The 21,342-nt window shown below is 69.2% G+C and carries 21 protein-coding genes, 1 tRNA gene and 1 pseudogene; 11 read left to right on the top strand and 12 right to left on the bottom strand.

Annotated features, from left to right (window positions below):
• The 3 genes and pseudogenes from AC27LF_RS01145 (at position 1) to AC27LF_RS01135 (ending at position 3,455) form a co-directional block, all read left to right on the top strand.
• Complete coding sequence (locus AC27LF_RS01145; RefSeq protein ID WP_479657924.1) at positions 1-1,740, top strand: AIPR family protein; 1,740 nt, start codon at positions 1-3, stop codon at positions 1,738-1,740.
• A gap of 252 nt (positions 1,741-1,992) precedes the next feature.
• Positions 1,993-2,607 (top strand): annotated as a pseudogene (locus AC27LF_RS01140) (IS256 family transposase); the annotation flags it as partial.
• A gap of 308 nt (positions 2,608-2,915) precedes the next feature.
• Entirely contained in the window at positions 2,916-3,455 is a 540-nt protein-coding gene (locus AC27LF_RS01135; RefSeq protein ID WP_479657925.1) for a hypothetical protein, read from the top strand.
• A 182-nt stretch (positions 3,456-3,637) separates the two neighbouring features.
• Here AC27LF_RS01135 and AC27LF_RS01130 read toward each other — a convergent pair whose 3' ends face one another.
• The 8 genes from AC27LF_RS01130 to AC27LF_RS01095 form a co-directional block, all read right to left on the bottom strand.
• The gene (locus AC27LF_RS01130; protein ID WP_479657926.1) at positions 3,638-4,042 is read right to left on the bottom strand and encodes a hypothetical protein; all 405 of its coding nucleotides are present in this window, start codon (positions 4,040-4,042) and stop codon (positions 3,638-3,640) included.
• A gap of 73 nt (positions 4,043-4,115) precedes the next feature.
• On the bottom strand, positions 4,116-4,526 hold the full coding sequence (locus AC27LF_RS01125) for a type II toxin-antitoxin system VapC family toxin (protein ID WP_479657927.1): 411 nt from the start codon (positions 4,524-4,526) through the stop codon (positions 4,116-4,118).
• Positions 4,513-4,794 carry a hypothetical protein gene (locus AC27LF_RS01120; RefSeq protein ID WP_479657928.1) on the bottom strand — a complete coding sequence of 94 codons (282 nt, stop codon included), beginning with the start codon at positions 4,792-4,794 and terminating at the stop codon, positions 4,513-4,515. The genes AC27LF_RS01125 and AC27LF_RS01120 overlap by 14 nt, the downstream gene beginning before the upstream one ends.
• A gap of 894 nt (positions 4,795-5,688) precedes the next feature.
• The gene (locus AC27LF_RS01115) at positions 5,689-5,991 is read right to left on the bottom strand and encodes a hypothetical protein (RefSeq protein ID WP_479657929.1); all 303 of its coding nucleotides are present in this window, start codon (positions 5,989-5,991) and stop codon (positions 5,689-5,691) included.
• Positions 5,992-6,382: 391 nt separating this feature from the next.
• Positions 6,383-6,763 carry a hypothetical protein gene (locus tag AC27LF_RS01110; RefSeq protein WP_479657930.1) on the bottom strand — a complete coding sequence of 127 codons (381 nt, stop codon included), beginning with the start codon at positions 6,761-6,763 and terminating at the stop codon, positions 6,383-6,385.
• Positions 6,764-7,103: 340 nt separating this feature from the next.
• Complete coding sequence (locus tag AC27LF_RS01105) at positions 7,104-7,460, bottom strand: hypothetical protein (protein ID WP_479657931.1); 357 nt, start codon at positions 7,458-7,460, stop codon at positions 7,104-7,106.
• A 254-nt stretch (positions 7,461-7,714) separates the two neighbouring features.
• The gene (locus AC27LF_RS01100; protein WP_479657932.1) at positions 7,715-7,879 is read right to left on the bottom strand and encodes a hypothetical protein; all 165 of its coding nucleotides are present in this window, start codon (positions 7,877-7,879) and stop codon (positions 7,715-7,717) included.
• A 1,399-nt stretch (positions 7,880-9,278) separates the two neighbouring features.
• Positions 9,279-9,650 carry a hypothetical protein gene (locus AC27LF_RS01095; RefSeq protein WP_479657933.1) on the bottom strand — a complete coding sequence of 124 codons (372 nt, stop codon included), beginning with the start codon at positions 9,648-9,650 and terminating at the stop codon, positions 9,279-9,281.
• 727 nt (positions 9,651-10,377) lie between these two features.
• Between AC27LF_RS01095 and AC27LF_RS01090 the strand changes: the two genes are divergently transcribed.
• Entirely contained in the window at positions 10,378-11,025 is a 648-nt protein-coding gene (locus AC27LF_RS01090) for a hypothetical protein (protein WP_479657934.1), read from the top strand.
• A 6-nt stretch (positions 11,026-11,031) separates the two neighbouring features.
• Positions 11,032-11,595 (top strand): tyrosine-type recombinase/integrase, encoded by a 564-nt coding sequence (locus AC27LF_RS01085; protein ID WP_479657935.1) that lies wholly within the window; start codon positions 11,032-11,034, stop codon positions 11,593-11,595.
• A gap of 99 nt (positions 11,596-11,694) precedes the next feature.
• Here AC27LF_RS01085 and AC27LF_RS01080 read toward each other — a convergent pair.
• Positions 11,695-11,768, bottom strand: a tRNA-Pro gene (locus tag AC27LF_RS01080).
• Between the two features lie 45 nt (positions 11,769-11,813).
• Positions 11,814-13,241 (bottom strand): MFS transporter, encoded by a 1,428-nt coding sequence (locus AC27LF_RS01075; RefSeq protein ID WP_479657936.1) that lies wholly within the window; start codon positions 13,239-13,241, stop codon positions 11,814-11,816.
• A 187-nt stretch (positions 13,242-13,428) separates the two neighbouring features.
• Between AC27LF_RS01075 and AC27LF_RS01070 the strand changes: the two genes are divergently transcribed.
• Together AC27LF_RS01070 and AC27LF_RS01065 are read left to right on the top strand one after the other, a co-directional pair.
• A complete protein-coding gene (locus tag AC27LF_RS01070; RefSeq protein ID WP_479657937.1) occupies positions 13,429-14,007 on the top strand; it encodes a TetR/AcrR family transcriptional regulator in 579 nt (192 codons plus the stop codon).
• Positions 14,008-14,377: 370 nt separating this feature from the next.
• Positions 14,378-14,722 (top strand): cupin domain-containing protein, encoded by a 345-nt coding sequence (locus tag AC27LF_RS01065; protein WP_479657938.1) that lies wholly within the window; start codon positions 14,378-14,380, stop codon positions 14,720-14,722.
• On the opposite strand, the gene AC27LF_RS01060 is transcribed toward AC27LF_RS01065, so the two are convergent.
• Positions 14,712-15,722 (bottom strand): LacI family DNA-binding transcriptional regulator, encoded by a 1,011-nt coding sequence (locus tag AC27LF_RS01060; RefSeq protein ID WP_479657939.1) that lies wholly within the window; start codon positions 15,720-15,722, stop codon positions 14,712-14,714. The genes AC27LF_RS01065 and AC27LF_RS01060 overlap by 11 nt on opposite strands.
• A 112-nt stretch (positions 15,723-15,834) precedes the next feature.
• Between AC27LF_RS01060 and AC27LF_RS01055 the strand changes: the two genes are divergently transcribed.
• Positions 15,835-16,995, top strand: a complete 1,161-nt coding sequence (locus AC27LF_RS01055) for a Gfo/Idh/MocA family protein (RefSeq protein ID WP_479657940.1) — start codon at positions 15,835-15,837, stop codon at positions 16,993-16,995.
• Here AC27LF_RS01055 and AC27LF_RS01050 read toward each other — a convergent pair.
• The gene (locus tag AC27LF_RS01050; RefSeq protein WP_479657941.1) at positions 16,976-18,007 is read right to left on the bottom strand and encodes a LacI family DNA-binding transcriptional regulator; all 1,032 of its coding nucleotides are present in this window, start codon (positions 18,005-18,007) and stop codon (positions 16,976-16,978) included. The two genes, AC27LF_RS01055 and AC27LF_RS01050, sit on opposite strands and share 20 nt — an antisense overlap.
• A gap of 121 nt (positions 18,008-18,128) precedes the next feature.
• Between AC27LF_RS01050 and AC27LF_RS01045 the strand changes: the two genes are divergently transcribed.
• The 3 genes from AC27LF_RS01045 (at position 18,129) to AC27LF_RS01035 (ending at position 21,301) form a co-directional block, all read left to right on the top strand.
• Entirely contained in the window at positions 18,129-19,295 is a 1,167-nt protein-coding gene (locus AC27LF_RS01045) for a phytanoyl-CoA dioxygenase family protein (RefSeq protein ID WP_479657942.1), read from the top strand.
• A 96-nt stretch (positions 19,296-19,391) separates the two neighbouring features.
• On the top strand, positions 19,392-20,168 hold the full coding sequence (locus AC27LF_RS01040) for an SDR family oxidoreductase (protein ID WP_479657943.1): 777 nt from the start codon (positions 19,392-19,394) through the stop codon (positions 20,166-20,168).
• Between the two features lie 128 nt (positions 20,169-20,296).
• Positions 20,297-21,301: a Gfo/Idh/MocA family protein gene (locus AC27LF_RS01035; protein ID WP_479657944.1), complete on the top strand. Its 1,005-nt coding sequence runs from the start codon at positions 20,297-20,299 to the stop codon at positions 21,299-21,301.
• The last annotated feature ends 41 nt before the right edge of the window (positions 21,302-21,342 follow it).

Here is a 21,342-nt window from a genome sequence, read left to right as displayed (position 1 = left end):
ATGACGTCAGTCCAGAACAACGATCAGCGGCTGCTGGACCGGATCCTGGAGGACCAGCACCGGAAGCTGGCGCCTGAAAAGACCAGGGACGATTTCTTCACGTTCTTCGCCGCCGACAAGGCCCTGCAGGACTGGGATCTCGACAACGACGAGATCATGGATGGCATCGTGGACGGGGCCCACGACTGCGGAATCGACGGCATCTGGACCTTCGTAGACAGGCGCTACATCACCGCCGACGCCCATCAGTTCCTGTCGCAACGGGCCGACAAGATCGAGTTGGTGATCCTGCAAGCCAAGAACAACTCGGGCTACCAGGAAACAGTCATCGAGAAGCTGCACTTCCACCTGCCGACGCTGCTGGACATGAACCGGGACGAGGAAGACCTCATCTCGCACACCAACGCCAAACTCCTGGACCGCACACGGCGGTTCCTGCACGTCCTTGAGGAACTGGCCTCCTCGTTCCCTCAGGTACGGATCGAGGTGATCTATGCCAACAAGTCGGCCGAGACCCCGCACCCAAACGTCAAGGCCAAAGGCGACCGGCTACGAAGGGAACTCGCGAAGATCACTTCCGACACTACGGCCGACCTCGAATACCTCAACGCTGCCGATCTACGCGAACGGACCGCCAGGGGTGCCAAGGCGGTCGCGCAGCTGGTGTTCACCGAAACCCCGATGAGCACCTCACTCGGTGAGGGTTACGTATGCCTGGCCCGGCTGGACGAGTACTACCGCTTCATCACCTCTGACAACGAGGCGTTGCGGCTTGAGCTGTTCGAGTCCAACGTACGCGACTACGCAGGATCGACCGCGGTCAACAATGCCATCGGCCACACGCTCAAGTCCGGTACCGGCGAGGACTTCTGGTGGTTCAACAACGGCGTCACCGTTGTTGCCGATGCCGCCCAGATTGCGGGTAAGAAGATCGTCGTCAGGGAACCGCAGATCGTCAACGGACTGCAGACCAGTCACGAAATCTACAGCTACATCCAAAACGGCGGCCAGCACCGCGACCGCTCACTTCTGGTCAAGGTCGTCGTCGCGCCAGAGTCCGGCACCGCCCGCGACCGCATCATCCGAGCCACCAACAGCCAGACCCAGCTGCCGGCCGGCGCCTTACGGGCCACTGAATCCATCCAGAAAGACATCGAGGAGAGCCTCACCCACGCCGGTGGTTACTATTACGAACGCCGCGCCGGCTACTACCGCAATCTCGGATTCCCCCTCGACCGCGTCGTCAGCATGGCCCGCATGGCAAGGGAGTTCACCGCCTTCGTCCTGCGCGAGCCACACACCGCCCTGCGCCACTCCGACGCACTGCTTCTGGAGGACCAGCACTACGCCCAGATCTTCTCCACGCGCCACGACCTGGACATCTACCGCCTCTGCCTCGACGTCCACACACGACTGCGCAGCTTCCTCACCCAATACGCCGAGGACCAACCGCTCCTGGGCGAAACCCTTGAGAACTGGCTCTATCCCCTGGCCGCCATGTCCGCCTACGCCCTCACCCGGCTGCGGCAGCCCAGCGCCCGGGACCTGCTCAACATCGACCTCGACCATCTCAGCGACGATCTGATGTCCCGCATGACGGGCACCCTGGAGCAGAACTTCAAGAGCGCGCTGCGCCAGAGCAAAGCCGGCGGCGTCGACCGCATCGCCCGCACCCCCGACTTCACCACCAAACTCCGCCAAGCTGTTGTCTCCCAAAGCCGCTACCACATCGAACGCTAGCGCTGTGAGAGCGTCGTCACTCAAGAACACCGCGGTCCGGGGCCCTTCCCGGTTCCGCAATTGATTCAGGTGTCTCCCAAGCAGCCGCGGTCTGGATCACAAGCGGCGTGGTGGGCTGGTCCGATTGCCTCGGTCCTGACGAGTTGCGCGTCCGCCCCGATGTGGCAGGCCGAGGCGGACAGGGTGTTCTGGCCGCTGACCTACAAGACCGCCACCCACCTCGCCCCTGCCCGGCGCCCGCTCCACCGGCGAGCCGAGCACCGCCGAACAGCAACCGCGCTGCTGGGGGACTGCGCCCGCCGGGGCATGCGCGCCCCGGGGCTGGCGGTCGGCGACGGCGCCCTAGGCTTTTGGAAGGCCCTGGCCGAGGTGTTCCCCGCCACCCGCGAACAGAGGTGCTGGGTTCACAAAACGGCCAAGGTCCTTGACTCCATGCCGAAGTCCGCGCAGCCCGGCGCGAAGAAGGCCATCCAGGACATCTACAACGCCGAGGACCGCGACCACACCGAGGCGGCGGTCAAGACATTCGCCAAGCTCTACGGCGCGAAGTTCCCCAAGGCGGTCAAAAAGATCAACGACGACCAGGAGCAGCTGCTGGCGTTCTACGACTTCCCGGCCGAGCACTGGATCCACCTGCGCACCACGAACCCCATCGAGTCGACCTTCTCCACCGTCCGGCTGCGGACCAAGGTCACCCGCGGCGCCGAATCCCGCACCGCCGCCCTGGCCATGGTCTTCAAACTCGTCGAGTCCGCCCAGCAGCGGTGGCGAGCCGGGAACGCACCCCACCTCGTCGCCCTCGTCCGCGCCGGATACCGCTTCGAACGCGGACACCTCGTCGAACGCCCGGAAGCTCATGCGGCCTGACTGAAAGGAAGAGCGGATGCCTCCCACCGAGAGGCCAAGGCCCTGTCGGACTGGGTGGGGTGATCGCCTGGGAGGGGCGCGAGTGGAAATGCCGAAGACGGCCCCTTCGGGCGCGCCGTGGCCACGGTGTCTCCTCGACGTGGCGCATAGTCCAGTGCCGTTCTGGTTGATCACTGGCATATGCTCCGCGTGCTCGCATGCAAGGCAGACCAAGGGGGGCATTCATGAATGATTCCTGGAGTGCCGGTTCGGAGACCAGGGGCGGAGACTGGGTGGGCGAGGAGGGAGGGACGCCGTTTCCAGAAAACGTGAGCGGTGCGCCTGACGGCGGGACCGGGCTGTGGCGCATGCTGTCGTGCCTGGGGATCGTCGTACTCGTCCTGGCCGTGCTGGCCGGAGGGATCGTCTGGCTGTTCCAGGATGAGCTGTTCCACCCGTTCGGCGACGTCCGGGCATGCGAGGGAAGCGACGTACAGTTGCCAGGAGTGATCCGCGCCGGGGGCGCATCGATCCCCGCCGGCGCCTCCGACGTCCACTACTTCACCCGGAACGGCAGCGCTGAGGTCACCTTCGTGAGCGGCCAGATACCGGACTACCTTCACCGTGCCGGCATCCTCCCGGACGGCGAGCCCCTGTTCGATGAGAAGTACGGCACCAAAGCGGTCGCCGACGACGAGATCGAGCTCCCCGATGGGCTGTGCGGCTCTCCCCTGCGTGGCCCCGTCTGGATCTACCACTCCACAAGCGCCACCGGGTCCAGCGTCAACGTCACGGTCGAGCGCTCTCCCACGGTCAACGACTCCTTCCGTTTCCCGGCCCGCGCCGTGGTCACCTACAACCTCCACTGACGCGCACGGTGGAAAGTTGCCGGCCTACTGATCAGCCCTCCGGCCGACCAGCATGACTGAAGAAGCCCACGGCATCTGACCAGTTCCGATGCCGTGTTCTCTATCGTTGTGGGTCGCCCCACCAGTCCCGCGATGCTCAGCATGGAAGACCGTAGTGGAACGCGCTGGCGTCCTCGGACACATCACTTCGGCGTCATGTCCTTACAACTCTCCGAAACCCTCACCACGCCGAAGACCACGGGAAAATCGGTGATCTGCTGGTTCGGGCCCGGCTGGGAGTTGCAGATCTTCCACTCAGCCGGGTCGTTCACCGGACGGCCCTGTCCGCTCGCGTCCTCGAAGGTCATGTCGAGTTCGGAACTCATCTGCTCGTACGCACGCCCGGCGTTGCCGCCGATGACATCCGGCATGGTGGCGGTGACCAGCCGCTCGGGGTTTGCCGAGCGACGCGTCTCGGCGGACCCCGAGCCGGTCGTGGTGCTCGCCGAGACATCCGGCACGGACGACGTGCCGCAGGCGGTGACTGAGGCCAGAAACGTGGCGGCGAGGGCGGGGCTCAGAAGCTTGGTCGACGCCGACCCGCTCACGGCCTGGCCCAGGGCACGCGCCCAAGAAGTCGGCTCTCGCGCCACGGGGCCGAGGAAGCCCGGGCAGAGGTCGTCAGGGAAGCAGCGTGAACGCAGGAACGTGCTCGGGCACGACTGCCCGGAAGTGCCGGTGGTCGAGCGTCGCGACCTCCGTCAGCTTCAGCCGCTCCGCCACAGCGACCACCGAAGCATCCGCGACGCCCAGCGGAAAGCCACGGTAGCGGTGCATCAGCTCAGCGATCCGGGCCATGTCCCGCGCATCGGGAAACACCTGCGCCAGATCACCGCCGACCACAGACTCCACCAGGTTGACTTCAGCATCGGCACCCAGATACTTCCCGACCAGATAACAGCATTCGGTCAGCACATACGGAGTGACGAGGAGATCGCCGTCGTACGATTCCAGCAACTCGACGCACCGCTCGTGATCAGGGTCGTTGCGGTTGAGAAAGGCGACCAGCGGACCAGTGTCAACGATCAGCATCGTCCTCGCCGATCTCCGCCCGCGCGATGTCCTTCGCCCGAGCGCCGAGATCGGTCGCCGGGCCATCGAAGCTCCGCAGTATCCGGAACCGACTCGGCGCCGGCTGCACCAGACGCAGAGCGTGACGACGCAGTTCCTCCGCCTGCTCGGGCTCCAGACGATCGATGAGCTCGTGCAGCTCTCTGTAGTCGTACGCCGAGGTCATGGCCGCTTCCTCTCCGCCGCGTCGTGCCTCAACGATAGCGTCGGCGTCCAGAACCTTGGACATGCCAGTACGGCTCCGGGTAGTCGTCGGAGTCGGATTCCGCCGACAGCGCTGCCGCACTCGCGGCATCCGGGCCCGCCTCAGCCGAGCGCACTGCGCCCCCCTCCGCGGTCGTCTCTACCGGCGCTGCGGCTGCCGCCGAACCGACGGCCGGCAGTTCGGCGCCAGTTGTCCGAAGCTCAAGGCCCGCCGAACGGCACGACTCGTGGGTCTTCGTCGTTCGCCTGCCGTCCGGCGCCGGCAGCCGCAGGCCCACTGCCGCAGCGGCTTGCCGGACGGCTCCCCGCCGCGCCCGCAGAGCGTCCTGATCGCGTTGCGCCGGCGCTCCACGGAGATCGGCCTGCCCCGGAAAGCGCACCGACCGCAAGCACCACCATCACAGCGCCCCGGCAGCAGCAAACCGGTCTGAGTCCGGCCGCCGGGCGGTCACAGATTGCCATCACGCCGCCGCCACATGTCACACGAACGCATCCGGCGGGTCTGCCATGGTCGGCAGACCCGCTGGTCGACACCGTCGGGACGACAGGATTTGAACCTGCGCCCCCTTGACCCCCAGGAGTAGGGGGCATCCCTTTTGCTAGGATATATAATCAGATACAAGGGAGCGAGACGCGCGGTATCGTGCATACCGTTCCGGCGTGCGGGCACCGTGTGGTCCCCATCCGGTCCCCAGGAGCAGGCGCCCCGCCCATGACGTGGTCGCCCGAAGACTGCTCTCCGGTCAGGAAGTCGTCTCGTTGAGGTGTGAACCGCTCCGGGGCTGGAGGCTCTGCCGGTCTCAGAGCAGTTCACTCTGACATCGCGGCGGGCGATATCACCTCGGCAATAGGGCGCCAGGCCGCCTGTGGTCCATGGTAGTCGTCCGCCACCTGCTGGGCTGCTGACGGCCTCCTTGGGTCACCTGTGGACGCACCCGGTGAAGTCGCCGTGTGTCTGGTCGGTCCAGACGGCTGCTGCCACCCATTCGGGACGAGGCACACCTTTGATGGCGGCCGCAGCCTCGTAGCCGGTCCAAGCCTGGGGGTCGATCTCCACCGGGCGCCGCCAGGCGAGCCGGACCCACGTGGCTTCGTCGGTTCGGAAGCCGGCGGTGCCGTTGCACTTGCTGAAATGGCTGTCCCCGCGCTTGAGCCGCCGTCCGAGCCGCCGCTCGACATCGTCGAGGACGTCATCGAGCGCAACGGTCGAGAGGCCATGCAAGGCGGCTTGCGCTGTCGGTCCTTCCTGGACATGGCTCCTGCGCTCACGGTAGCCCTCTCACCCAGCAGCGCCCGATACTCCGTCACCCTTTCAGCACTGGCCTCAAGTCGCGAGCCACCGACCACTTCGGCGAGATGCTCGACGACAGAAGTGCCGACCGCGACTCTGGTGACTTCGGGTATCGCGAACGCTGTGGCGACGCTTGCCTGCAGTGCACTGCCCTGCTGGCCCAGGAGGAGAAAAGTGGAGGTGCCCACGGTCTCCCATATCGGATCGCCCGCATGTGCCGCGAAGGGGGCCATTCCCCACAGCTCAGTGATTTCCGCACGGTCGATGAGTTCGTCCACTGCGTTGAGGGTTGTGGCGGATACCGTCAGGCCGGCGCAGACCATCACGACGTCCGGACGGGGGATGGCCCAGTGGGCATCGAGGAGGCACCGTGGATCCAGGTGGAAAACCCCCAGTTCTTGCGGAGTCCCGCGTCGCGCATCTCCTGGAGCACGGCGCACGCGCCGACGAAGCCCTCAACTGAGGATTCGAGGTTGTGTAGAAGCACGGTGTCCGGAGTACGGCCCAGTTCCCTACAGTAGGAGATCCCGTGCCTCTTCAAGACACTCCGCACTGTGTTGCGGGAGTGTCCTGAGAGCTTGGCGATGGCCACCTTGGAGAAGCCCCCTTTCTTCGCTTCCAGGATCAGGCGATCCCGTTCCTGGCACATGCGCCAGTACTCCGTGAGCTTCGCACGCCCGTCACCCACCGCTGGGACAAGCACCTGACCTCCTGTCCACGAACTCAAGCCCACTCACGGGGTGGATCTGGAAGATTCCTGCACGGCACTATCTGACGTCAGTCCAGGGACGCATGAAGGGCAGGGAACTGCTGTGGCCGCACCGATCTTCATCGTCCTGATCATTCTGGTGGTGCTGGTCTTCATCGCCTTGATCAAGACGATCCATGTCATTCCGCAGGTACGGCAGTTGTAGATAGCTGCTGCTGAGCTTTCTGATCATGCGCACGGACGGCCGGGTGCGGCGCCACCAACGGCGCCGCACCCGGCCCTCCCCCGTGTAAAGCCCTTGGCCGGCCGGCGTGCTGACCAAGGGCGTGCGGGCTTAGTAGTACATAAAGGCAGGGACGAGGCCCGTGGGGCCCGGCTGAGCGATGAGTTCGCCGGCTCCAATTCCTCCGCCGTTCGCGACGTTGACCACGTCGTAAACCGAGCCGTAATTGCCCATCCAGTGCCACCCCGGCACGGCGGCCGCCGCCTTCGTGGCGGAGCACTGCTTGACGAGCGCAATTCCTTCTTGGACGGTGAGGACCTTGTTACTGGTCGGCGCGTTGCAGGTGGAACTCACGGCTGTCGGTGCCTTTGGGGCGGACGCGTCCGCAGCCGACGCCGAAAAGATCGCCAACCCAATGAGCAGGGTGGTGGGGGCAGCCGCCAGGGCGACAATTCGTCTCCGGTGCATGATTGACCTCCATGAGAAAGTCGCAAGGGGCTCGGGCTTGAACACCCCTACGTCATACGCGGGCGGTGGGAAACCTACCTTTGAGGCGGTGTCATGTCGTGAGTAATGCACTACTCAGTGTGACGGCGCTGGGCCGCAGGGCCGGCGGGCGGTGCTGGTCGAGCGGCACAGGCCGGGCGGAGTGCCCCATAGAGGACGCCAATTCGGGCAATGTCGCGTCCCGGCCCGGGCCCGGTCGTGAGACCAGTGACGCGTCAAGTCACGCCCAGCAGCATCCCGGTGACGGTGCCCCCGCCGGTGTTCGCGATCAGCCCGGTGACCAGCGCGGCGAAGGTGGAGAAGGTCGGCGAGGTGAAGCTGCCGCGTAAAGAGCCCAGCACAGCGAGCAGAGATGCGGGTACGGTCGGATCCGGAAGCATCGGCGGGTCCCTCACAGCAGGCGACATAAGCACCGCCGATGCTTCCTTGGCGTCTGCCTCCCGGCCGGGCCGATGGCCACAGGTCACCCGTGCGAGCTGACTAACTGACAGTTGGTCAGAAAGGCGAAAGTCGAGAGACCTCTCTGCCGCGTAATAACGGTGGAGCGAGCGGCCCCAGGGAGGGGACGCATCCCCGGCCCCCTCCAATCCGGCGCCGTTCCCCTATTTGTCCCCCAGCGCAATTGACGGATCGCCAGGTTGAAGAGAAGGCGCAGGTCAGCGGCGGTTTAGATCATGACCGGCCAGGAGCCTTCTAAGCGCTTGGCCGCAGGTTCGAGTCCTGCCGGGGGCGCCAGTCACCACCCTCCCGCGGGAGGGTATTCTCGCTGGTCAGATGGGGTACGCGCCGGATTTTCAGGTTGATCCGGTTGAGGGCGTCGACCCTGCCGAGTTCCGGCTGACACCGGCTGAACCCGGGTCTCTACGGGTATCTGTCCCCCATGCTCCCCCCAGGGATCGGGCCCTCTGTCTCCCCGAGCGAGCCTCCAGTCACACAAGCGGTCCGTGACCCATCACCATGAGCCACGGACCGCTACGCGACGCCACCGAGACGTGCCGGGCCGCGCCGCGCCGCGCCGGCAAGAGGCATCGGCGCTACTCGCGCCGTTACCGGGTGGACCGCCTCGATCTGCTTCTGGTAGTTCGCGAGCTGCCCCGTAACGCATCGGGCGTAGGTCGCAAGAAGCACGGCCACACTGTTGCCGGCCCATTCGGCGACCTGCGCTGGGGGGATGCCGGCGTTCAGCCATCCCGTGAGGCAGGTATGACGGCAGTCGTAAACGCGCTTTCCTGCGGGGGATGTGTACTCGTACGGCGTAAGCAGCGCCTCGCGTGCTTTGCTCCATACGCGCCTGTAGAGTCGTCTCCGCGCGAGCGGAGGTGCTCCGGGCGTCGAGTACGAGTTCGGCCTGGTCTGCTCGTCGTCTCCGCGCGAGCGGAGGTGGTCCGCCGGTCTCGCGGCGCAGTGCGGCGCCGTTGATGTCGTCTCCGCGCGAGCGGAGGTGGTCCGTACGGCACGTCGAAGTCGTGCTCGTAGTTGCGGTCGTCTCCGCGCGAGCGGAGGGGGTCCGTTCGCGTGTCGCCAGTGCAGCCCGGTCGCCGTGTCGTCTCCGCGCGAGCGGAGGGGTCCGGTTCGTACCCAGGTGTCAAGGCGTCATGGTCTCGCCCCGTGACAGCCGCGGTTCCGTACTCCTCACACCAATTGAGAGCCCCATGGCCTACAGCCTTGTCGCCACAACGCCCGGTTTCGGCGTCCGTATTATGTGGCCGCGCTCCATCCCCTAACCGACCGGCGACCAAGATCCGGACCATGCGCGGGCCAGGGTATGTCATCAGACAGCTAAGACCCCCGTACGCGCAGGTCAATGTCACGTACGGGGTGTACCACCAGCAGACCAAGAATCCGCTGGTAGTCCGGCGCCAGAACCGTCACTGGCAGCCCTTCCCGCCAGGGCGGCACCGTCGAGCCCAGCACCGGCGCGAGCGACGGCGCCGTTTTCTCCTCCGCCTCGGTCGTGGTCACGGCACTGGACTCGGCCGAGCAGACTGCCAGGGCCTCGACCAGTTCCTCCCGCGCGATCACCCGCCGGTCCAGCTCGATCTCCGCGGCCTCCAACACGTCAGCCAGCCGCGAGACTTCCTCCCGCAAGCCCTCCACCCGCACGCGGGCAGCCGCCTCTCGCTCCTCCAGCATTCGCAGCACCGACGTCACCGCGCACCCCTCGGCCATGAAGCGGACACAAGACGTCACGATGCCTCCCTCAACCCGAGCAAAACCATGCCTGATCAGCAGAAACCAAGACCTCTGGGACCCTCCTGGGACTTCCAGGCTGCGTCAATGGACATGGCAGTGAAACATCCGAATGACCGCTTATCGCCGTCCCACTCGGCGGCAACACAGCCCGGAAACGCCGGTTAGCCAAACCGGCGTTTCCGGAGACGATTAATGCACCAACGTCCACACCCGAGCACAACCACAGATCGAAGCGATGACGAAGGCGCGTCGCCGCTGCCTGCTGGAAACCCCCTGCGCGTTCTCCGTTCGCGAGCTGTGCTGTCCGTCTCGGGACTCTTCCGCAGATCCGTCTGGTGTTCCGTACTCCCGGGAAAATAGCCGCACTTGCTCAATGAACCGATAGCAACCATTGCCAACACCGAACCGCACCGTGAGAAGGAGTCCACAGCGGACCCCGCAGTTACTCACCATCATGCCGTATCACCTGACAGCCGAGCGCCTCTCCTCACCAGCGCCTGGTATTCAACCAGTGACCTCGCTGCCTGCCTGAGAGTCGACGCCTCCACCCTGCGCCGCCGGCGCACCGCCCAGCCACCCCAGGGGCCGCCATTCGTCACGATCTCGGAACGCGTCGTCATGTACAGCGCCCTCGACGTCGAGGAATGGCTGCGCCACCGACGTACCGTCCCGACCAAGGGACTCAATGGCCGATAAGACCAACGTTCCTGTCGGTGTCCGGCTCTCGACCGATATCGAGTACCGTCCTGACCGCCCCACTCCCTACCGGGCACGCGTCCGGTGGACCGATCCGACCAGCAAGCGCCGCCAGTCACTGTCCGAGGGAAAGGACAGCGAAGAAGAAGCACAGGAATGGCTCCAGGCCATCATCGAGGCCGCAGAGGCCGGCCTGAGCCCGTCGCAGGCCACCATGAAGCTCGCCGAATACGGCGACGCGAACATGGACCTCGCCCTGCGCGGCCTGGAGTTGAAAACGCTGGACCCCTACCTGTCGGGGTGGCGGACGCGTGTTGTCCCCGCCCTGGGCCACCTCGCGGTGCGGATGATCACCAATGGTGTCGTCGACCGCACCGTGCAGAACTGGATCGCCGAAGAGCACAGCCGCTCCACGGTGAAGAACACCATCGCCGTCCTGGTCCGCGTCATGGAACAGGCAGTGCGTGACGGCATCATCAAGGCCAACCCCGCCCGGGTGACCGGCTGGCAGAAACTCTACAAGCAGGCCGAGGACGAACTCCTCAACCCACGCGCACTGGCCCTGCCCAACTGGGAGACCCTCATCGCGCCGGCCGACGCACTCGTGGCCACCTCCCACGACCAGTACCGCAGCTGAGGGAACGTGGTCATCTTCGCCGCGTGCACCGCCGCACGGATCGGCGAGGCCTCAGGCTGCCGTGCCGGGGACATCGACACCACCCAGTGGATCTGGACCGTGCGGCGCCAGACCACACCCGCGCCCGGCGGGCTGACCGACAAGGGCACCAAAGGCAAGCGGACCCGCAAGGTTCCCATCGTCGAGGAGATCCGCCCCCTCGTCGCCCAGCGCATCCTGTCCGCCGGCCCCGATCCCGACGCCCGCCTGTTCACCGGCCCTCGCGGCGGACGCATCTCCACCGCCGTCCTGCGCGACGCCACACACTGGGACGACGTGGTCACCAAGCTCGGCTACGAGCACCTGCGCCGCCACGACCTCCGGCACACCGGACTGACCTGGTTCGCCGACGCCGGAGTCCAGGTACATGTCCTACGCAGGATCGCCGGCCACGGGTCCCTGACCACCACCCAGCGCTACCTGCACCCGGACGTACACAAGATCACGGCCGCCGGGGCGGCGCTCTCCGCGCACCTCAGCGTGCTCCGGGCTCCGCGCTCGCTGCCGAGCCCGATCGTCGTGACCCGCTGACCCCGGTCAAGGCCGCCGGTCCCCAACTGGTCCCCAAGAATGATCAAGGGCCGGTTTCGGACACCTCCGAAACCGGCCCTGACCTGCGACTCTCTCAAGTCGGGACGACAGGATTTGAACCTGCGACCCCTTGACCCCCAGTCAAGTGCGCTACCAAGCTGCGCCACGTCCCGGTGCGGTGTCACGCGGTGGGTTCCGCGTGATCGCGCAGGTCAACCCTACCGCACGCGGGCGGGTGCCGGTGCCGGGCGTGCGGCGGGCGGCTCGGTGGGGCGGCCGGCCGGGCGGGACGGTACGAGGAGCGCGGCGCCGGCGGCGCCCAGGCACAGCAGCGCCAGCAGGGCGAAGGCGTGCGTGTACCCGGCGGCCTCGGGCAGGCCGGAGGGCTGGAGCCGGCCGGTGACCAGGACGCTGGTCAGCGCGGCGCCGATGGAGCCGCCGATGGTGCGGATGTTGGCGTTCATGCCGGTGGCGGCGCCGGTCTCGGCGGGCGGCACGCTGCCCACGATGAGGTTGGCCATCGAGGCGAAGGCCAGCCCGATGCCGAGTCCGAACACGCCCGAGACAAAACCGATCTGCCACTGCCGGTCGTGCCACAGCGCGAGGAAGCCGCAGGCGAACGCGCCGAGCGCGGCGCCGGTGGTGAGCTGCACCCGGGCGCTGAGGACGGGGGCGAGCCGGCCGCCGAGCAGGCCGGAGAGGAACATGGCGAGGAGCATCGGCAGCATGAGCAGTCCGGACGCGGTGACGCCGGCGCCGAAGCCGTATCCGGCCGTGCGGGGCGTCTGGACGAAGGCGGGCAGGAAGGACCAGATCGCGTACATGCCGGCGCCGAACAGCAGGGCGGCGGTGTTGGTGGTCCACACGGCGGGCAGCCGCATGACGCGCAGGTCGATGAGCGGGTTACGGGAGCGGGCCTCGACGCGCAGCCACAGCGCGAACAGGAGCACGGCGGCGGCGAACAGCCCGAGCACCCTGGCCGAGCCCCAGCCCCAGCGCACCGCCTGGCTCAGCGGCAGCAGCAGCGCCACCAGCCAGCCGGAGAGCAGCACGGCGCCCAGCCAGCTGACGCTCCCCTCGGCCCTGTGGGCCGATTCGGGGACATAGCGGAGGGCGATCAGCGTGGTCACGGCGACGACGGCGACCGGTATCCAGAACAGCCAGCGGTAGTCCAGGGCGGAGACGATGGGGCCCGCGGCCACGATGCCGACGCCGCCGCCCGCCGCGATCACCGCGGACAGGTTGCTGATGCTGCGGCTCACCTGCGACGGGGCGAACTCGTCGCGGATGATGCCGAAGGACAGCGGGAACAGGGCACCGCCGGCGCCCTGCACGACCCGGGCGACGATCAGCACGCCGACGGTGGGCGCGAGCGCCGCGAGCAGACAGCCGGCCAGCACGGCGACGAGGACCGCGACGAGGGTGCGCTTCCGGCCGACGAGGTCGCCGACGCGGCCGAGGATGGGGGTGAAGACCGAGGCGGACAGCAGGTAGGCGGTCATCACCCAGGTCGCGGTGGACTGTGAGGTGTGCAGTGCGTGCTGGACGGTCGGCAGGGCCGGCGCGATCAGTGACTGCAGCATGGAGAACACGCCCGCACCGGTCGCGAGGACCGCGAACGTGAGGCGGGAGGACTTCCGGGGCATGAAAGGGCCTCTTTGAAGGGGAGCGCGCAAGGAACGTGGCGCGGAGCGAACGAGTCAGGGAGGTGCCGTCGCGGCGCGGGCACGTCTGCCCGCGGCGTATCCACTCCGCACTGCTAAAGTGGAGGCACACCTCCACTGTACCGGAGGGATTCCTCCGCTTCAATCCGGTCGGCCCCGGGAGGCAGCAGTGACCGCCCCGCAGTTCCCCGTCAGCGAGATCGTCGCGTCCCGGCGTCCGCACCGTAAGGACGCCGCCCGCAACTACGACGCCCTGCTCGCCGCCGCGCGCGACGCGTTCGCGGAGAACGGCGCCGAGGCGTCCCTGGAGGACATCGCCCGCCGCGCGGGCGTCGGCATCGGCACGCTGTACCGGAACTTCCCCACCCGCCGTGATCTGTTCGAGAGCGTCTACGCGGACGACGTCAACGCCCTGTGCCGGGCCGCCGCCGAGGTCGCCGTGCTGGAGCCGTGGGAGGCGCTGGTGGCCTGGCTCGACCGGTTCGCGGGCTACATGGTCACCAAGCGCGCGGTGCGCGAGGCACTGGACGACGAGTCGGAGATCTTCCAGGCCTGCCGCGGCTCGATGTACGCCGCCGGCGGCCCGCTGCTGGAGCGGGCGCAGCGGGCCGGGGTGGCGCGCGCGGACATGGAGTTCGGCGATCTGCTGCGGATGGTCGCCGGGATCACCGCGACGGCCTTCGAGGACGACGCGCAACGCGACCGCGTCCTGGCCATCGCCCTGGACGGCGTCCGCACGACCCCCTGAGACCACGGCGACGACCCACCCCCGGGTCACCGCCCACTCGACGACCACCGCCCGCCGCACACGGCACTCCGTCCGCCGACACGACGACCACCGCGCAACACACCCCGGGAATCCCTCCGCCGGCGCAGAGCGCGGCGAGAATCGAGCCGGCCGGTACGGCGCCGTGGACCCCGCCGAACAGGGCGGCATCCCGGACGCCGTGCCGGTGCGCCGCCGCGCCGGCCGGCGTGGAGTCGGGCATGTCTCCCACGGTCACCCGCGCCGGGCCGGGGGCGCCGCCGCGCCACCCGACGCAGTGTCCGTCCGCCGGGCCCGATGCCGCACACCCTGTCCACGGCCGGCGGCCGTACGGGCTCGCTAGGGTCGCCCCATGACGCACAGCTTCGCTCTCCACGTCCCGGACGCCGACCTCGAACCCGAGCCGCTGGACGCGGCGCAGATCGTCTCCGGCTCGCCGCAGGTGACCGGGAAGGTGCTCTGGGAGTCGCCGGACGGCCGGCAGCTGCGCGGGATCTGGCAGATCACCCCGGGCGTCGTCACCGACACCGAGTCCGACGAGCTGTTCACGGTGGTCAGCGGCCGTGCCACGATCGAGGTCGAGGGCGGGCCGACCCTGCGGGTCGGGCCCGGTGACCTGGTCGTGCTGCGCGCGGGCGACCGTACGACGTGGACGGTGCACGAGACGCTGCGCAAGGTGTACGCGATCAACCTGTGAGGCCCGGCGGCGCCGCCGTGGTGCCCCGGATCCGCAGCGTCGGGGTGGCCAGGTGCAGCCGCCCGGGTCCTTCGGGCCGCTCGAAGCGGTCGAGGAGGAAGCGGGCGGCCCGGTGGCCGACCTCGTGCGGGGCCGTGTCGACGGTGGTGAGCCACAGGTGGCGCAGCCGGGCGATGCTCGTGTTGTCGTACCCGGCCACGGAGAGGTCCCCGGGGATCCGCAGGCCCAGTTCGCCGGCCGCCGACAGCACGCCCACGCAGGCGATGTCGTTGACCGCGAAGACGGCGGTGGGCCGGTCCGGGCGGCCGAGCAGCCGCACGGCGCCGCGGTATCCGCCCTCCTCCGTCATGTCGCCGGGCTCGACGAGCGCCTGGTCCGCGAGGCCGTGCGCGCGCATCGTCGCCTCGAAACCGCGCCGCCGCAGCTCGCCGACGGCTCCCTGGCCCACGAGATGGGCGATGCGCCGGTGGCCGAGCCCGATGAGGTGTTCGGTGGCGAGGCGCGCGCCGGCCTCGTCGTCGCCCGCCACGAGGTCCACGCCCGCGGGCGTCGGCTCCCGGGCGCCCGCGACGACCACCGGGAGCCGCTGCGCGACCGTGTCGAGGACGCCCGGATCGGGCAGCGTGCCGACCACCACGAGGCCGTCCACCCCGAGGTCGAGGAAGGGGCCGGTGAGCCGGCCGCCGGTGCGGCGGCTCAGTCGGGCGTCGGCCAGCAGCATGTGCAGACCGCCCGCGTGCAGCAGGGGGTTCAGTCCGTCGAGCAGGTCGACGAACCAGGGGTTGCGCAGGTCGTCGAGGAGCACACCCACGGTGCGCGAGCGCTGCTCGCTGAGGCTGCGCGCGGCGGCGTTCGGCCGGTAGCCGAGTTCCCGTACGGCCCTGAGCACGGCGTCCCGCTTCTCCGGGCGCACCTGACCCGAGCCGCGCAGCACCAGGGAGACCAGCGACTTGGAGACGCCGGCCCGGTCGGCCACATCGCGAATCGTCGGAGGTCTCATGGCATGGACCGTTCCACGCGGCACCCGCGCCTGTCAAAGGGCTTGACACAGGCGGTTTCCGCCTCCGAGGGTGGCGTGGACAGGATGTGGACCGTTCCAAAGAGGGGCTGCCATGGTGGATGCGCTCGGTGTCGCCGTCATCGGGTTCGGCTGGATGGGCCGGGTGCACACCCAGGCGTACGCCCGGGTCCCGCACCACTATCCGCAACTGGGTCTGCGGCCCCGGCTGGTCACCGTCGCCGAGGAGGTGCCGGGCCGGGCCGAGGAGGCGGCCCGGCAGTTCGGGTTCGCCTCGACCACCCGCGACTGGCGCGAGGTGGCGGCCGACCCCCGGGTGCGGGCGGTCAGCATCACCGCGCCCAACTTCCTGCACCGCCAGATCGGTGTCGCGATGGCCGAGGCGGGCAAGCACATCTGGATCGAGAAGCCGGTGGGGCTGACCGCCGACGACGCGCGGGCGGTGGCGGACGCCGTGGCCGGGACCGGGGTGCAGGGCGCGGTCGGCTTCAACTACCGCAACGCGCCTGCCGTGGAAAGTGCCCGCGAGCTGATCGCCGGCGGCGAGATCGGCGCCGTCACCCATGTCCGCATCCGCCTGTTCAGCGACTACGCGGCCCATCCGGACGGCGCCCTGACCTGGCGCTACGAGCGTGAGCGCGGCGGCAGCGGGGTCCTCGGCGACCTCGCCTCGCACGGCGCCGACCTGGCCCGCTTCCTGCTCGGCGACATCGCGTCGCTGACCGCCGACACCGCGATCTTCGTCCCCGAGCGGGCCCGCCCCACGGGCGCGACCGCGGGCCATGCGCTCGCCTCCGGAGGTGTGTCGGGCCCGGTGGAGAACGAGGACTACGTCAGCTGTCTGCTGCGCTTCGCCTCCGGTGCCCGGGGCGTCCTTGAGGCCTGCCGGGTGTCGGTCGGCGAACAGAACAACTACGGCTTCGAGGTGCACGGCACCAGGGGCGCGGTGTCCTGGGACTTCCGCCGGATGAACGAACTCGCGGTCAGCCGCGGCACGACGTACCAGGACCAGCCGGTCAGTACGGTGTATGTGGGCCCCGGCCAGGGCGAGTTCGGCGCCTTCCAGCCCGGGGCGGCCAACGCCATGGGCTACGACGACCTCAAGGTCATCGAGGCGTACCGGTTCCTGCGGTCGATCGCCGAGGGCACCCCGCACGGCACCACCCTCGCGGACGCCGTGCACAGCGCCGTCGTGCTGGACGCGATGGCCCGGTCCGCGGAAACCGGGTCCTGGGTCAACCTGCCGGTGTCGTAGGCATGTTGTAGGGCGTGACCACCTGGATCGCGGACGGCAGGGTGGGCCCGGCGGGCGGCAGCGCGCCGTGGGCGCGCATCACCAGATGACATGCCTCGCGCAGATCGTGGCGCAGATCGTGGTGGAGCACCGCGGACAGCCGGTGTTCGCGCAGCAGCGCGGTGTTGTCGTGGTCCAGGTCGTGGGCGACGAACACGGCGCACTCGCGGCCGAGGTCGGCGAAGGCCCGCAGGGTGGCGATGTTGCCACCGCCGATCGAGTAGACCGCGCGGATCTCCGGTTCGTGTTCCAGGGCGGCCCGGACGAGGTCGTACTGGGTGGCGTCCAGGCCCTGCCCCTCGGCGATCTCGATGAGCCTGCGCTCCGGGTGCAGGGCCCGCATGGCGCTGCGGAAGCCCATCTCGCGCTCCTCCTCGTTGCGGAAGAAGCCGCTGCTCAGGCTGGTGAGCACATGGCCGGGACGGTCGCCGAGCCACTGGCCCATGAGGTAGGCGGCCGTCGCGCCCGCCGCCCGGTTGTCGATGCCGACGTAGGCGAGCCGGCCGCTGGCGGGCAGATCGGTCACCAGGGTGACCACGGGGACGCCCGCGGCGGTGAGCCGGCCGACGGCCGCGGTCACCTCGGGGACGTCCGGTGCCTTGAGGATCACGCCCTGCGAACCGCGCCTGGCTATCCGGTCCAGGGTGCTGACCTGCTCGGCGGCCGGCCCGGTCTCCCGGAAGTGGAAGCGGGAGCGCAGCACCGCCGGGTGCAGGCCGGGCAGTTCGGCCTCCAGGGCGGCGCGCACGGCGGTGGTGAACCGCTCGGGCGCCTGCATCACGATGTCGACCATGAAGGTGCGCCCGACGAGCCGCACCTGGGTGCGCTGCCGGTCCAGGTCGGCGATGGCCCGGTGCACCTCCCGCGCGGTGCTCTCCCGGACCCCTCCCCTGCCGTTCAGGACACGGTCCACGGTGGCCTCGCTCAGACCGGCCTGGCGGGCGATCTCACGGATCGGGAAGGGGTGGCCCATGGCAGGAGGCTCCTCGGTTCGGTGAGGGGTTTTTGATGGCTGCCTGCTGGTTGTTCGAGGGGTTTGTACTGACAAGAATGGCACCACCACGTCAGCCCCGTGACCGAAAAGAGGGACGCCGATGTCCGTCACCGCCGCGCAGGGCCGTGCCTGGCTGTCCGAACGGGACTGCGATCTCGACGCGTTCCGGGCGCTCGTCGGGCGGACCACCCGGCTCGCCGACCATCCACACGCCTCGGCGGTGCGGCACAACGTCCTCGTCTACGACAGCGCCCGGCTGCGCGCCGCCGGCGACGCGCGCGAGGTCGCGGCGGAGCTGGTCCGCGCGCTGACCGACGGGCCCGGTGTCGTGGTCTTCGAGGGCGCCTTCCCCGACACCTCGGTCGTGGACCGGGCCACCGCCGTGTTCGACGCGCTGATCGCCGAGCAGCGGGCCGCGGGTGCGTCGGCCGGCGACCACTTCGCCGCGCCGGGCACCAACGACCGGGTGTGGAACGCCCTGGAGAAGGCGGCGCTCGCCGACCCTGAAACGTTCGCCGACTACTACGCCAACGACATCCTGGCCCTCGTCTCGACGGCCTGGCTCGGGCCCGGCTACCAGGTCACCTCGCAGATCAACGTCGTCAACCCGGGCGGCGCCGCCCAGTTCCCGCACCGCGACTACCACCTGGGCTTCCTCACGGGTGAGGCCGCCGCCGCCTACCCGGCGCATGTGCACCGTCTCTCGCCCGTGCTGACCCTCCAAGGCGCGGTCGCCCACTGCGACATGCCCGTCGAGTCGGGGCCGACGCTGTATCTGCCGTACTCGCAGCGGTACGAGCCCGGTTATCTGGCCTGGCGGCTCCCGCGGTTCCGGGCGTACTTCGAGGAGCACCACGTCCAGCTCCCGCTGGCCAAGGGCGACGCGGTCTTCTTCAACCCCGCGCTGTTCCACGCCGCCGGCGCGAACCGCTCCGCGGACGTGCGGCGCATGGCCAATCTGCTCCAGGTGTCCTCGGCGTTCGGCCGGGCGATGGAGACGGTGGACCGGCAGGCCGTGGTGAACGCGGTCTTCCCGGTGCTGCTGAAGCGGCACGCCGAGGGTGTGGGCGAGCCGTGGCTGGACCGGGTGATCGCGGCGAGCGCCGAGGGCTACCCGTTCCCCACCAACCTCGACCGCGACCCGCCGCTCGACGGTCTGGCCCCGCCCAGCCAGGCGGACCTGGTACGGCGGGCGGTGCGCGAGGAGTGGACCCCGCAGGCCCTGCGGGACGGGCTGCGGGCCGGCGCCGAGCGGCGCGCGAGCTGACGAAGACCTTCTGAAACCGACTGGAACCGGTGAGGGTCGATGAAAGCCGCCGAGGGCGGACGAAGAACGCACGAAAGCTGAAAAGGCAGGCACATCATGGGACTTCTCGACGACAAGGTGGTCCTCGTCAACGGCGGCAGCCAGGGCGTGGGCGCCGCCGTCGCGCGGGTCGCCGTGAGCGAGGGAGCCACCGTCGCCGTGACCGGGCGGCGCCCCGAGCCGGGCGAGGCGCTGGTCGCCGAGCTGGCGGCGGCGGGCGGCAAGGCACGGTACGTGCGGGCCGACCTCGCCGACGCCGAGCAGGCCAAGGCGGCCGTGGCTGAGGTGGTCGCCGCGTACGGCCGGATCGACTGCCTGGTCAACTCGGCGGGGCTCACCTCGCGCGGCACCCTGCTGGACACCACGCCCGAGCTGTTCGACGCGCACATCGCGATCAACCTGAAGGGGCCGTTCTTCGCCATGCAGGCGGCGGTCGCCGACATGGTGGCGCGCGGGGCGCCCGGCACGATCGTCAACATCATCACGTCCTCGGCGCACGGCGGTCAGCCGTTCCTCGCCCCGTACGTCGCCGCCAAGGCGGGCCTGATCGGTCTGACCCGCAACGCGGCGCACGCCCACCGCTGGGACCGGATCCGGATCAACGGCCTGAACATCGGCTGGACGGCCACCGAGGGCGAGGACGCGACACAGCGGACCTTTCACGGGGCCGGGGACGACTGGCGCGAGCAGGCGGCCGCCCGGCTGCCGATGGGCAAGCTCGGTCAGCCGGAGGAGATCGCCGACTTCGTGGTGTTCCTGCTGTCCGAGCGGTCCGGTGTGGTGACCGGGTCCGTGATCGACTGGGACCAGAACGTGCTGGGCGGCCTCGACTGAGCGCTCCGCTGGTCGGGCCGTTGTGCGCCGTCGTTCGTCTGCCGTCGGTCGGGTGCGGCCGCGTTGTGGCTGGTCGCGCCGTTCCCCGCGCCCCTTTGGGGCGCTTTGCATCAAGGAGTTGCACGTTTATGCGTATCGGAATTCTTGGGCTCGGGCGGATCGGGGGCTTTCATGCCGAGACCCTGTCCGCACTGGACGCGGTCGAGTCCCTGGTTGTCGCCGATCCGTTCGCGGACGCGGCCAAGGCCGCCGCCGAGCGGTTCGGGGCGCAGGTCGCGGACTCGCCCGAGGCGGTGCTGGCCGCCGGCGTGGACGGCCTCGTCGTGGCGGCGGCGACCGACGCCCATCCGGCCCTGATCCTGGCCGGCGTCGAGGCGGGGATCCCCGTCTTCTGCGAGAAGCCCGTCGCCCGCACGATGGCGGAGGGCGTGGCGGTGCTCAGGTCCGTGGCGGACAGCGATGTGCCCGTCCAGATCGGCTACAACCGGCGCTTCGACGCGGGCTTCGCCGCCGCGCGGGCCGCGGTGCGGGGCGGTGAACTCGGCACGCTGCACACGATCCGCTCGACCACGCTTGACCCGGCCCCGCCGCCGGCCGCGTACATCGCGGCATCCGGCGGCATCTTCCGCGATTGCAGCGTGCACGACTTCGACATCATCCGCTGGGTGACCGGCCGCGAGGTGACCGAGGTGTACGCGGTGGGCGGCAACCGGGGCGCCGACTACATCAAGGAGGCGGGCGACGCGGACACCACCGGTGCGATCCTGACGCTGGACGACGGCACCATCGCGGTGGTCTCCAACAGCCGCCACAACGCCCGGGGCTACGACGTCCGCATGGAGGTGCACGGCTTCCGGGACTCCATCGCCGTCGGCCTGGAGGACAAGCTCCCGCTGCGCTCCGTCGAGCCCGGGGTGACCTTCCCGGCCGGCCCCCCGCACGACTTCTTCATGGACCGCTTCACCGACGCCTACCGCGCCGAGCTGACGGCGTTCACCGAGGTCGTGGCCGGCCGCCGGCCCTCTCCGTGCACGATCGCGGACGCCCTGGAGGCCGGCTGGATCGCGGAGGCATGCACGCTGTCCCTGCGCGAGCACCGTCCGGTGACGGTCGAGGAGGTCCGCACGGCCTGACACGGGCCGCACCGCCCCGGCGACGAGGCACCGACCGTGCC

This window comes from Streptomyces diversicolor (assembly GCF_057537855.1).
The sequence above is the reverse complement of the archived record's forward strand: the minus strand, read 5'-3'. Positions and strand labels throughout refer to the sequence as shown.